The 11,861-nt window shown below is 42.3% G+C and carries 9 protein-coding genes and 2 pseudogenes; 3 read left to right on the top strand and 8 right to left on the bottom strand.

What is annotated here, in order from left to right:
* Window positions 1–209 precede the first annotated feature (209 nt).
* The 4 genes and pseudogenes from O9334_RS16850 to ahcY form a co-directional block, all read right to left on the bottom strand.
* Window positions 210–378: pseudogene (locus O9334_RS16850) on the bottom strand (ISNCY family transposase); the annotation flags it as partial.
* Window positions 379–478: 100 nt separating this feature from the next.
* Window positions 479–688, bottom strand: coding sequence for a hypothetical protein (locus O9334_RS16855; RefSeq protein ID WP_288001352.1), 210 nt, complete (start codon window positions 686–688; stop codon window positions 479–481).
* Between the two features lie 6 nt (window positions 689–694).
* Complete coding sequence (locus tag O9334_RS16860; protein WP_002755550.1) at window positions 695–1,300, bottom strand: DedA family protein; 606 nt, start codon at window positions 1,298–1,300, stop codon at window positions 695–697.
* Window positions 1,301–1,457: 157 nt separating this feature from the next.
* A complete protein-coding gene (gene ahcY / locus O9334_RS16865) occupies window positions 1,458–2,735 on the bottom strand; it encodes an adenosylhomocysteinase (protein ID WP_002732258.1) in 1,278 nt (425 codons plus the stop codon).
* Window positions 2,736–2,978: 243 nt separating this feature from the next.
* Between ahcY and O9334_RS16870 the strand changes: the two genes are divergently transcribed.
* Together O9334_RS16870 and O9334_RS23195 are read left to right on the top strand one after the other, a co-directional pair.
* On the top strand, window positions 2,979–4,154 hold the full coding sequence (locus tag O9334_RS16870) for an ImmA/IrrE family metallo-endopeptidase (RefSeq protein WP_288001353.1): 1,176 nt from the start codon (window positions 2,979–2,981) through the stop codon (window positions 4,152–4,154).
* Window positions 4,154–4,624, top strand: a pseudogene (locus O9334_RS23195) (PIN domain-containing protein). Before O9334_RS16870 ends, O9334_RS23195 begins: the two are co-directional and overlap by 1 nt.
* 62 nt (window positions 4,625–4,686) lie before the next feature.
* Here the strand turns inward: O9334_RS23195 and O9334_RS16885 are convergent.
* The 4 genes from O9334_RS16885 to O9334_RS16900 all read right to left on the bottom strand — a co-directional run bounded on the left by O9334_RS16885 (window position 4,687) and on the right by O9334_RS16900 (window position 10,124).
* Entirely contained in the window at window positions 4,687–5,358 is a 672-nt protein-coding gene (locus O9334_RS16885) for a riboflavin synthase (protein WP_045360680.1), read from the bottom strand.
* Between the two features lie 15 nt (window positions 5,359–5,373).
* Complete coding sequence (proA, locus tag O9334_RS16890; protein ID WP_190381306.1) at window positions 5,374–6,669, bottom strand: glutamate-5-semialdehyde dehydrogenase; 1,296 nt, start codon at window positions 6,667–6,669, stop codon at window positions 5,374–5,376.
* Between the two features lie 957 nt (window positions 6,670–7,626).
* Window positions 7,627–8,799 carry a 1-deoxy-D-xylulose-5-phosphate reductoisomerase gene (gene dxr / locus O9334_RS16895; RefSeq protein WP_045360683.1) on the bottom strand — a complete coding sequence of 391 codons (1,173 nt, stop codon included), beginning with the start codon at window positions 8,797–8,799 and terminating at the stop codon, window positions 7,627–7,629.
* Window positions 8,800–9,290: 491 nt separating this feature from the next.
* Complete coding sequence (locus O9334_RS16900; protein ID WP_002748596.1) at window positions 9,291–10,124, bottom strand: acyl-CoA desaturase; 834 nt, start codon at window positions 10,122–10,124, stop codon at window positions 9,291–9,293.
* Window positions 10,125–10,243: 119 nt separating this feature from the next.
* On the opposite strand from O9334_RS16900, the gene O9334_RS16905 reads away from it, so the two are divergent.
* Window positions 10,244–11,467 (top strand): methionine gamma-lyase family protein, encoded by a 1,224-nt coding sequence (locus O9334_RS16905; protein WP_045360689.1) that lies wholly within the window; start codon window positions 10,244–10,246, stop codon window positions 11,465–11,467.
* Window positions 11,468–11,861: the final 394 nt, after the last annotated feature.

An 11,861-nucleotide genomic window follows, 5' to 3' on the forward strand; every position in this document is an offset into this window, starting at 1 on the left:
TTGTGGCTTAGTAAGATTGAGAATTAGTGCGCTAATTTTAGAAGTAATAGAATGGGAGCAATCAGGGGAAGTAATTGACGTTATAATTAGCCATAGTTTTCCGTCAAAATTCGATTTTGTCTCTTTAAACCCTGATTAATCCGTTTTTAGAGCTAATTTTGACTCTTGGTCTAATCTGCCTGTCTTCCTTGCTGTGACTGACTTATAAATTTTTGGAGATGTCTATTATGAATAGAACCATTCTTGATAGTATGGTGAGAACCACAACACCGGACAGGGGAATAGAGTCGGACTAGAGGGGTGATTTTGTTCGGTGCTAGACTGATATTTGAGTAAGCCAGACAGGAGCCACAAAAAGATATTTATCAGAAAAGTCATGATCAAGCTAGAGGTATAAAGACTGATCGGGTTCCAATTATTTTTATTAATAAATATTTGACACACTTCATACCGGATAAGCAAGAGGGCTACGCCACTACTACCAAATCATTACCCCGCTCCCTATTCCTTCCAAATCAGTATCGGGGTGACGCTGGCCTATTTGCTGATCACGGCCGCCTTGAGTAGCCGGGGTGATTAGATACCGTTGCCGCAGGGTTGTCGGTAGTAAAACGTAGGGCGCGTTAGACGGCAAAAATTGCCGCTGTGACTGGAAGGTGACAATCCGTCGTAACGCACCACCTATCATCAACATTTACTCGTACCGGCGGTTACGTTTGCGGATAATCCAGAGGATAAACCAGATAACGAGGACAAGTAGAGCTATTTTTGACACAGGAGCCAGATATTCTTCCACAAGGGGGTAATTTTTCCCTAAAAAGTAACCTGCTGCCGTTAAAAAAACGACCCAGAGGGTCGTGCCGATGGTGGAGTAAACTAAAAAGGGAATCATCGCCATGTGATTCATCCCGGCGGGTAGGGAAATCAAAGTTCGCACTCCGGGGACCAAACGACAGAGTAAAACCGCTTTACTACCGTGACGGTTAAACCATTGATTTGCTTTTTGAATATCTTTAGCGGAAACGGTAATCCATTTGCCGTATTTATCGGCTAGTTTTTCGATTTTTTCCTCATCCACAACGCGACCGAGATAATACCAAGGTAGCGCTCCGACTACGGTTCCGACAATCCCCGCTACCACTGCCGGAATAAATTCCATTTGTCCCTCATGGACGGTAAAACCCGCTAGGGGCATAATTAATTCCGAGGGAATGGGCGGAAAAAGATTCTCTAAAAACATTAATAGGGCTATGCCTAAATAGCCCATAGAAGTCATTGTATTTGTAATCCATTCAGTCATAATTTTTTAGGATTTAGAAAACAGTTTAAAAGTAAAAAAAGGGAGTGGGGGAAGTATTTTCAGTAAACAGTAATCAGTGAACTGAAAACTGAAAACTCACACCTGATAACTGATAACTGATAACTGATAACTGATAACTGATAACTGATAACTGATATTAGGTTCCAGAAGTCCAGGAGTTGATATATTCTAATTGGGCTTCGGTGAGAGTATCGATTTCAATACCCATGGCTTGCAGTTTCAAGCGGGCGATTTCTTGGTCTAATTCGTAGGGAATCGAGTAGATACCGGGGGCTAATTTACCTTGATTTTTAACCAAGTATTCTACACCGATCGCCTGGTTAGCGAAACTCATATCCATAACGGCGCTAGGATGACCTTCGGCGGCTGCCAGGTTAACTAGGCGACCTTCACCGATAACAACGACGGATTTACCGCTTTTTAGTCTATATTGTTGGGTAAAGTTGCGAACTTCCTTAACATTATCGGCTTTTGCGCCTAAAGCTTGCAGGTCGATTTCAATATCAAAGTGACCGGAGTTGGAAACAATCGCCCCATCTTTCATCAGGTCAAAATGTTCAGCCCGGATAACGTGCTTGTTACCAGTAACGGTGATGAAGATATCGCCTTCTTTGGCGGCTTCATCCATGGGCATAACCCGGAAACCGTCCATCGCCGCTTCAATGGCACGCACGGCGTTGATTTCGGTGACAATTACATTAGAGCCTAAACCTTTGGCCCGCATAGCGACACCCTTACCACACCAACCATAACCAGCCACAACCACGGTTTTACCGGCAAGGAGGATATTGGTGGCGCGAATGATACCATCAAGGGTAGATTGACCTGTACCGTAGCGATTATCAAAGAAATGCTTGGTTTCTGCGTCGTTAACGTTCATTGCGGGGAAGGATAACACCCCAGCTTTGAGCATGGCTTGCAAACGGACGATACCGGTGGTAGTTTCTTCGGTAGTACCGATAATGTCGGGTAATTGGTGACTTCTTTCTTTAACTAGAGTGGCCACCACATCACAACCATCATCGATGATAATCTGGGGTTTATGATCGAGGGCGATTTGAACGTGACGGTGATAGGTGTCGTTATCTTCCCCTTTGATTGCATAAACGGGGATGCCGTAATCAGCGACTAAACAAGCGGCCACATCATCTTGGGTGGAAAGGGGATTACTGGCAATCAGTAACGCATCGGCGCCACCGGCCTTGAGTGCGATGGCTAAATTGGCGGTTTCGGTGGTAACGTGACAGCAAGCGACTAAACGCAGTCCAGCAAAGGGTTTTTCGATGGCGTAACGTTCGGCTAATTGACGCAAAACGGGCATTTCCCGTCCGGCCCATTCGATGCGCTGTTTGCCGATGGGGGCTAAACTAATATCTTTGATGTCGTATTTCTGTTGAACTGGTGTTGCTACCATAAGGGGTTTTCCTTAAATACAAGCCTAGGCTATTGGTTAATTTAACTTAACATTGTCTGGGGATTTTGGCTAATGTCAAGCTTTTCACCGGTTTTTTATATAGGAAAAAGTTATCAATCCCTCACTGACCTATCCAGAACTCAGTATATTGTCTCTATTCTGTCCGATTATTTAGTACACTTAGACTACTGCACAAGCTAAATTAAGCTAGAAATCTCTATCTGGTGATGATAAGATAAAGTGATGGGCGAGAAACTGACAGGCGTTAATCCCAAGATAATCCAATGGGCAAGAGAAAGGGCGAGATATTCTCTTGAGTCTGTGGCGGTCAAGTTGAAAAAAGATGTTTCTGTTATCGAGAAATGGGAGTCAGGAGAGGACTTTCCTACCTATAGTCAATTGGAAAAGTTAGCAGAAATATATAAACGTCCTCTCGCTTTATTCTTTTTCCCAGAACCTCCCCTAGAAGCGGAGGAAAAACAAGAATTTATAACTTTGCCAGACTTTGAAATCGAAAACCTGGCCGCCGATACTATCTATGCTTTACGACAAGCAAAAGCGATGCAATTGTCGCTACAGGAAATTAATAATGGTATTAATCCTAGTACCAAGAAAATCTTTCAGGATATTGCGGTTAGCTCTAGTGATGATTTAAGGATATTAGCCGAACAGATCAGAAATTATTTAAACGTTACTCTAGAAGAACAACTGACCTGGAATGATCAGGAAACTGCCTTAAAAAAATGGCGGAGTGCCGTGGAAGAAGCTGGTATTTTTATTTTTAAGCGTTCTTTTAAGCAGCGAGAAATTTCGGGATTTTGCTTGATAGATATTGAATTTCCGATCATCTATCTTAATAATAGCACGGAAAAATCTAGACAAATATTTACCATTTTTCATGAATTAGCACATATTCTTTTGCAGACTAATGGAATTACTAAGTCTAACGATAGATATATTAATAGTTTGCAAGGAGAAAATAAATATATCGAGATATTTTGTAATAAATTTGCTGCGGAGTTTTTGCTTCCTAATCATGTTTTTTCTGAGATAATCAGAGAAACAATAGTTAACGATAAAATTATCTCGAAAATTTCCAGTGATTATAAGGTTAGTCGAGAAGTAGTTCTACGAAAACTATTAGATAATAACTTTATTTCTCAGAAAGAATATACTCTTAAAGTAAACGAGTGGTACAGTGAGCAGGTGGGAAAAAGTCAGGACAAAAATAAAAAATCTGGAGGTAATCCCTATGCTAATCAGGCGACATATTTGGGAGAAAATTACCTAAAACTGGTGTTCAATAAATACTATCAAGGCCAATACGATATCGAGCGTGTTGCTGATTATCTAAACATTAAAAAAGTTGCTACGGTGGAAAAACTTGAACAATATTTATTAGACAAAGGACTGTTTTGATGGTTTACATTTTTGACACAAGTAGTTTTAAGGTTTTAGGAAACTATTTTCCCAAAAGTTTTCCTACCGTTTGGCAAAAAATCGATTTGCTTGTGTCAGAAGGTAAACTAGAATCAGTACGCGAAGTGCTTAAAGAAGTAGAATAGGGCAATAATAAACAATTTGTTTTAGATTGGATAGACTCCAATAAACAAATATTTTTACCACCCACTGCTCAGGAAACTTTATTTATTGCTGAAATTTTTTCTATAAGAAACTTTAAGGATTTAGTGAGTGAAAAAGCAAGATTACAAGGAAAGCCAGTGGCTGACCCATTTATTATTGCCTGTGCCAAGATAAAAGACGGTTGCGTAATTACCGAAGAAGCCTTGAAGCCTAATGCTCCCAAAATCCCCACAGTCTGTCAACACTTTTCTATCGATTGTACCAATGTTCAGGGTTTAATGGAGCGGGAAGGTTGGCAATTTTAAAACTAAAATTAATGGATAAATTGCCAATAAATTTATATGTTGAAAAGGCTTTTTCTGGAAAACTAATAACCATGTTCAGTCAGAAATTCTAGGCTAATCTCGCTAGGAGCGTGATAAGAGCGCATTCCTAGCAATTTTTCCACATATTTGCCTAAAATATCCCCTTCTAGATTCACCCAATCGCCTAATTTTAAATGGGAAAGATTGGTTTCGGCGTAGGTGTGGGGGATGACAGCCACTTTAAACCAGCTGCCGGAGGCATCACAATCGGCCACGGTTAAACTAATCCCATTAACAGCTATACTGCCCTTACCGACGATATAACGAGCTATGTAGTTATTCCACTGGTCTTCTAGGGAACTAGGAGCAGCAAAGGTCATTTCCCACGAATTAGCCACGATTATCGATTCGACTAAACAACCAATACCGTCCACATGGCCGGTGACAAAATGACCGCCGATTTTACTACCCACCCGCAAAGAGGTTTCTAGGTTAACGTTGGTTTCCGTGTGAATTCTTCGTCCTAAAGTAGTGCGCTGTAGGGTTTCCGAGGAAGCGGTGGCCAGAAAACCCTCTGGGAGAATTTCCTCGACTGTCAAACAAACCCCATCCACAGCCACACTATCACCAATCATTAAATCTCGGAGAATTGTATCAGAGGATACAGACAAATAGAGTCTATCGGTATCCACGACCCGAATCGTTGCCAAGGCTTGAATTAATCCTGTAAACATCGGCTTTTTTCTCGACTATAAATCCTTATGAGTGAAAGATTGGGCATTTTCCCCAGAATAATCGGCGACAATATGACCATCTCCCACTAATTGATATTTGTAGGTCACTAATCCCTCTAATCCCACCGGACCGCGGGGAGGCATTTTTTGGGTACTGATACCCACTTCGGCCCCGAAACCGTAACGGAAACCATCGGCAAATCGCGTGGAACAATTATGAAAAACTCCGGCGGCATCAACTCGATCGCTAAAGGTTTTGGCCGTGTTAAAATTTTCGCTGACAATGGCTTCCGTGTGTCGAGAACCGTAATAATTAATATGTTCGATGGCCGATTCTAGACTATCGACAATTTTAATTGACAGAATTAAATCACTATATTCGGTTTGCCAGTCCTGTTCTGCGGCCGATGGCACGTTAATAATCTGACGAGTTGCTTCATCTCCTAATAATTTAACCTTTTTTTCCTCTAATGCCTGGGCCACTGCGGGTAAAAATTGTCTAGCGATGTCTTGATGAACCAATAAAGTTTCAATGGCATTACAAGCGGCAGGATATTGGGTTTTACCATCGACGGTAATCCTAATTGCTTTGCTTAAATCGGCTTCTTTGTCGATGTAGAGATGACAGATCCCATCGGCATGACCGAGGACAGGAATGCGGGTATTATTTTGGATATAACGCACAAATTCGTTAGAACCTCTAGGAATTATTAAATCGATGTATTGATCAAGTTTTAATAGTTCCTGAATTTCTTCTCGTGTTGTTAATAATCGTACCGCCGCCGGATTAACTTTAGTTTGACTCAAGGCCTGATGAATAATTGTTACTAAAGCTTGACAAGAACGGAGCGCCTCTTTCCCCCCTTTTAAAATAACGCCATTACCGGATTTAATCGCTAAACTGGTAATTTGAATTAAAGCATCGGGACGAGCTTCAAAAATAACACCTAAAACCCCTAAAGGACAGGTTATTCTCTGAAGAATTAAACCTTGATCTAATTCCCGATTAATTTGCATCGTAGCTAAAGGATCTGCTAATTTAACCACATCTCGCACCCCGGCAATAGCGGCTTTTAATTTGCTGGAACTTAACTCTAATCGCGCACATAAAGCGGGGGATAATTCCATCGCTTTGGCAGTTTGAACATCGACCATATTAGCGTCTAGTATCTTATCAGCATTGGCAGTTAAAGCCTCAGCAATAGCCTCTAAAGCTTCATTCCTTTCTTCGTTAGTCAGGATGGCCAGTTGACGACTCGCTTGACGGGTTTCTCTGGCGATTTCGGGGAGGGATAGAGAAGTTGTAACCATAGAAAATTAAAAGTAATAATCGCTATCTTGTTTATTTTATCTTATTTTTGAGAAAGTTTCAGGGTCATTAGACCTCTGGTAAAAATAAAAAATTGTTGTTAGGAGTCGGTAGTCAGGAGAATTAAGAATCAATAATAATCAATTAAATGGTCTATAGCGGTTCTCGCATCTGTGCGGCACACTTAAACCTTTGCTGATTAAGCTGTTCAGGATCGGGAATGTACCTCTTGTGAATCAGAAACGCTATATTTACAGATTTTATGGGTGCATCTCATTTTTGTAAATCTACTGAGTTGGGATTTTTAAGGGGAAACTCCCTGCTAAAATTGAGCGTCATTTCCGATTTTATCACTCAATCCAAACCTTTGGGGGGTTCTACCCCCCAAACCCCTAGGGTTGATTCATAGTAGGGTTGATTCATAGTAGGGTTGATTCAAGGTAGGGTTGATTCAAGGTAGGGTTGATTCAAGGTAGGGTTGATTCAAGGTAGGGTTGATTCAAGGTAGGGTTGATTCATGAATCAACCCTACCCAAACCCCGGAGCGCATTAGCTTTTCGGTGAGATGCTTACACGCAGCTGCTGACACATTTGTAATCATTTAAGAGTCACAGATAATTGCTGACTGTCGGTATTTCTGTAAGTGTGATACCATTTTTCTTTATTCGTGTCCCTCTCCCTTTCTGGGAGAGGGGTTCGGGGTGAGGGTAATTAACCATCTTTGCCATTACTTTAGAAAAATGGCATAAGATGCACCTGATTTTAGGCAATTTAATCCTTATTTTTGCTGGTTTTGAAACCTAAAAAATTAATTAGCCAAGAGGTTTATTGAAGGTTATCAACTCTTGTCATGATCATCATAAATCTAGTTAAATAGAAAAAATAGCCGAAATTAGTTATTTTTCTATCCTAGACCTTTAGAGACATTATAGTTAACATCCCTACAGGATCTAGACTATCTAGACCAGATTGGCAATCAGACAGTTAGATACTTCTTGACGCGCCCAACTATCGGCGGCTAAAATGTCATCTAGGCTAGGGGTAGAACTGTTATGAATTACAAAGCGATCGCAAACTTTTTCGATCACCCGGGGAATATCTAAGAAACTAATCTTTTCTTCTAAAAATAATGCTACCGCTTGTTCATTGGCCGCGTTTAATACTGCCGGCATTGCCCCACCCGCGCGGCCGGCTGCGTAGGCTAATCCCATACAGGGATATTTTTGATGATCGGGTTCTTTGAAAGTTAAACTGCCGGCTTTAACTAAATTTAAAGGTTCCCAATCGGTATAAATTCTTTCGGGCCAAGACAAGGCATATAACAGGGGTAAACGCATATCTGGCCAGCCTAATTGAGCTAAAACCGAGGTATCCTGTAACTCAATTAAAGAGTGAATAATACTTTGAGGATGAATAACAATATCGATCGCATTATAATCTACACCAAATAAATAATGAGCTTCGATAACTTCTAGACCTTTATTCATTAAAGTAGCCGAATCGATGGTAATTTTTCTGCCCATCGACCAGTTAGGATGTTTCAGGGCATCAGCTACGGTTACTTGCGGCAATTTTTCCACCGGTAAATCCCGAAAAGCACCCCCAGAAGCGGTGAGAATAATCTTTTTTAATCCCCCAGTGGGAACTCCCTGTAAACATTGAAAAATAGCTGAATGTTCCGAATCGGCAGGTAATAATTTAACTCGGTGTTTTTCCACTAAAGGCAGCACCACCGGACCGCCAGCAATCAGGGTTTCTTTATTAGCGAGGGCGATATCTTTACCGGCAGTAATAGCGGCAATCGTGGGCAGCAATCCCGCACAACCGACAATTCCCGTGACGACGCTTTCGGAATCGCCATAACGGGCCACTTCGATTACTCCTTCCTTTCCTGCTAGGATAATCGGGGTATAGTCAAGGTCGGAAATTAGGCTTTTTAGGTCTTCTAGTTGACTTTCGTTATTAATCGCCACGATTTGCGGGCGAAATTGCCGAATTTGCTCCGATAGTAGTTGAATATTATTACCCGTGGCTAATCCCACCACTTGAAACTTATCGGGATGATCGGTGACAATATCGAGAGTTTGAGTACCGATCGAGCCTGTAGAGCCTAAAATCGAGATTTTTTTCATAGAAACTTACTATAATTTGGGGATTAGCTTTTAATATACGTTCTCTGGGGTCTTTCCGGCACATCAGCGTAAATATTAAATATTTATTAAAAAAGTTGCTATTTTGACTTTTTTGTGCTATTGCTTAGAAAAGGTCGGCGATAGAGATGGTCACAGAGAAGAAATCGCATAGAAAAGCCGATGGATTAGGCTGTCTAGCGGGGGGTCTGGTTTTTTGCCTCTTATTTCCCCTGTGTTTTTTCGTTTTTGCTTGGTTATCCTTCGCTGTTGGCCCGATGGGTTGCGCTTTCCCCAGTCAATGTTCGGCAGAGGAGGAAATAATCAAGTTTATCCTATCAATGATTTCGTTTTTTGGGGGAGGATTCGCCGTACCTATATTCCTCAGTTGTGCTGTGGGAAAAGCCGTCAGATTTGGGTTAAGTCGGAGAAAAAATAACCGAACTTAAACTTAAGTTCGGCTAGATTATAATCTATTTAACAACTGGATAAAACTAACTTTCTGTCGCCGTTGCCGTGGTGGGGGGTAACTTAATATTAGTAGCTAATCCTAGAATTTGCAGCAGACGAATGGTCATCCAAGTCAGGTCAACTTCCCACCATTGTAGGCCATGACGGGCAGAATACTGATAGGCATGGTGATTATTGTGCCAACCTTCACCGAAAGTTAAGAGGGCAACCCACCAACAATTTTTAGAATTATCGTGGGATTCATGGCTAACATAACCAAATTTGTGGGTGGCGCTGTTGACAAACCAAGTGGAGTGGAAAACTAAGACCAAGCGAACAAAAATTCCCCAAATTACAAACGGCCAACCACCCATAGCATAGAGAATTAAGCCTAAAACAATTTGGATAGGAACAAAATAATTTTGACAGAATTTATAGAAAGGATCGTCGGCGATATCTTGGGTAAAACGGGCAATTTCTTCATCGGCAGGAATTTCGTGCAGCATCCAACCCATGTGACTCCACCAGAAACCTTTATTAGAATCGTGGGGATCGGGAGCAGTATCAGAATATTTATGATGAATACGATGTAAACCTATCCATGCGATCGCACCCCCCTGACAAGCGAGAGTCCCGCACAAAACCAGAAAGTATTCTAACCATTTGGGAGTCTTAAAACTCCGATGGGAAACCAAACGATGGAAACCGAGGGTAATTCCTAAACCCCCGGTAATCCAATAAAGAATCAATGTCACTCCCACAGCACCCCAGCTAAAATTGCCAGGCAAGAAGGCTAAAAGAGCCACTAAGTGGATAAAAGCCATGTAGATGAGAGTCACCCAGTCGATGGGAAGTTTTTCGGAAGTCGCAACAGTCATTGAATAACCCAAAGGGAAACAACAGGAGACAGAGCATCATTGTCTTATCCGTCTCGATTTGACACAGGGGGAACTTTGACGCTTAATGAATAGTAACAAATATCACAGTCTATTGTTTGATGGATATCCCCCCTCTACTCCACAGGGCAGAAAAGGCCTTACTCCCCATCTTTTCGGAAATTGACGCACAGGTCAAGGAAAATCTCCGTCAAGTCCTCGCTGCTTTCCGTGAAAACCGCGTCGGGGTGCATCATTTTGCTAGTGTTAGTGGTTATGGTCATGATGACTTGGGACGGGATACTTTAGATCAAGTGTTCGCCCAAGCCCTGGGGGCCGAAAAGGCGGCGGTGCGGGTACAATTTGTTTCGGGAACCCATGCGATCGCCTGTGCCTTGTATGGGGTTCTTCGACCGGGGGATGAGATGTTAGCGGTAGCGGGTGCGCCCTACGATACCCTAGAGGAAGTAATCGGGATTAGGGGCAGTGGTCAAGGCTCTTTAAAGGATTTTGGCGTTATTTATCGGCAATTAGAGCTAGATTCTACCGGTGCGATCGATTGGTTGGCTTTAGAAACAGCAGTTAAACCCCAAACCCGTTTAGTACATATTCAAAGATCCTGCGGTTATTCCTGGCGATCGAGTTTGTCTATTGACGAAATCGAGAGAATTGTCCGTATAGTTAAACAACAAAACCCGAATACGGTCTGTTTTGTCGATAATTGCTATGGAGAATTTATCAACACCCAAGAACCCACCGACGTGGGGGCAGATCTGATGGCCGGTTCTCTAATCAAAAATCCCGGAGGTACAATCGTCACGGCCGGGGGATACATAGCAGGTAAAGCGGAATTAGTAGAAATGGCCTGCTACCGTCTGACAGCACCGGGGATCGGTAGGGAGGGAGGGGCAACTTTTGACCAAAATCGTCTTCTTTATCAGGGATTGTTTCTAGCGCCGCAAATGGTGGGAGAAGCGATGAAAGGCAGTCATTTAATTGCCTATGTGGGCGATAAGTTGGGTTATCCGGTCAATCCTGCTCCTTTTGTGCCTCGACGCGATATTATTCAAGCGATTAAACTCGGTTCCCCCGATAAGCTGATCGCCTTCTGTAAAGCCATTCAAGCCTATTCTCCCATCGGTTCCTACTTGGACCCCATTCCTGCCCAAATGCCGGGCTATGAGAGCCAAGTAGTGATGGCCGGTGGCACGTTTATCGATGGTAGCACCTCGGAATTCTCCGCCGATGGACCCCTACGGGAACCCTATATCGTTTTTTGTCAGGGGGGAACCCATTGGACTCATATTTCCCTGGCCCTAGAACAAGCGATCGCAGCTTTATCTTGAATGGTTCCTCTCACCTTCCTTCTCTCCCCTAGTTAAAGTCCTCATACCTTTAATAGTATTATTAACTCCGAATCGAACTTTAAAAACTCAGTTATTGATTGTTTCTCCCCACTCCCAACTTTCCTATACTTTTTAAACAGGATTATAATAACAGTGCTACGATAAAACCGATCAAATATCTAAGTAGTTGTCATGAATTACAATCGCAATATAATACCATTAATGGCGGGGGGAATTTTAATATTAGCTTTTACTAAGTACCTAAGCAAAATTAATTACACATCTAAGCCACTACTCCGTCAGACTTCTGGTGTGAGGAAACAGTGAACTGAAAACTCAAATCCGATCCCTAATAGCTGTCTCCCGTCTCCCGTCTCCCGTCTCCCGTCTCCCG

The sequence above is a fragment of the Microcystis sp. LE19-8.1F genome (assembly GCF_027531715.1).
Lineage (GTDB): Bacteria > Cyanobacteriota > Cyanobacteriia > Cyanobacteriales > Microcystaceae > Microcystis > Microcystis wesenbergii_A.

Bases quoted from the DNA above. Each gene is read 5' to 3' on its own strand.
- dxr (WP_045360683.1), bottom strand. From the start codon at position 8,799: ATGAAAAAAATCTCGATTTTAGGCTCTACAGGCTCGATCGGTACTCAA.
- ahcY (WP_002732258.1), bottom strand. From the start codon at position 2,735: ATGGTAGCAACACCAGTTCAACAGAAATACGACATCAAAGATATTAGT.
- O9334_RS16905 (WP_045360689.1), top strand. From the start codon at position 10,244: ATGGATATCCCCCCTCTACTCCACAGGGCAGAAAAGGCCTTACTCCCC.
- O9334_RS16860 (WP_002755550.1), bottom strand. From the start codon at position 1,300: ATGACTGAATGGATTACAAATACAATGACTTCTATGGGCTATTTAGGC.
- O9334_RS16870 (WP_288001353.1), top strand. From the start codon at position 2,979: ATGGGCGAGAAACTGACAGGCGTTAATCCCAAGATAATCCAATGGGCA.
- O9334_RS16900 (WP_002748596.1), bottom strand. From the start codon at position 10,124: ATGACTGTTGCGACTTCCGAAAAACTTCCCATCGACTGGGTGACTCTC.
- O9334_RS16885 (WP_045360680.1), bottom strand. From the start codon at position 5,358: ATGTTTACAGGATTAATTCAAGCCTTGGCAACGATTCGGGTCGTGGAT.
- O9334_RS16855 (WP_288001352.1), bottom strand. From the start codon at position 688: ATGATAGGTGGTGCGTTACGACGGATTGTCACCTTCCAGTCACAGCGG.
- proA (WP_190381306.1), bottom strand. From the start codon at position 6,669: ATGGTTACAACTTCTCTATCCCTCCCCGAAATCGCCAGAGAAACCCGT.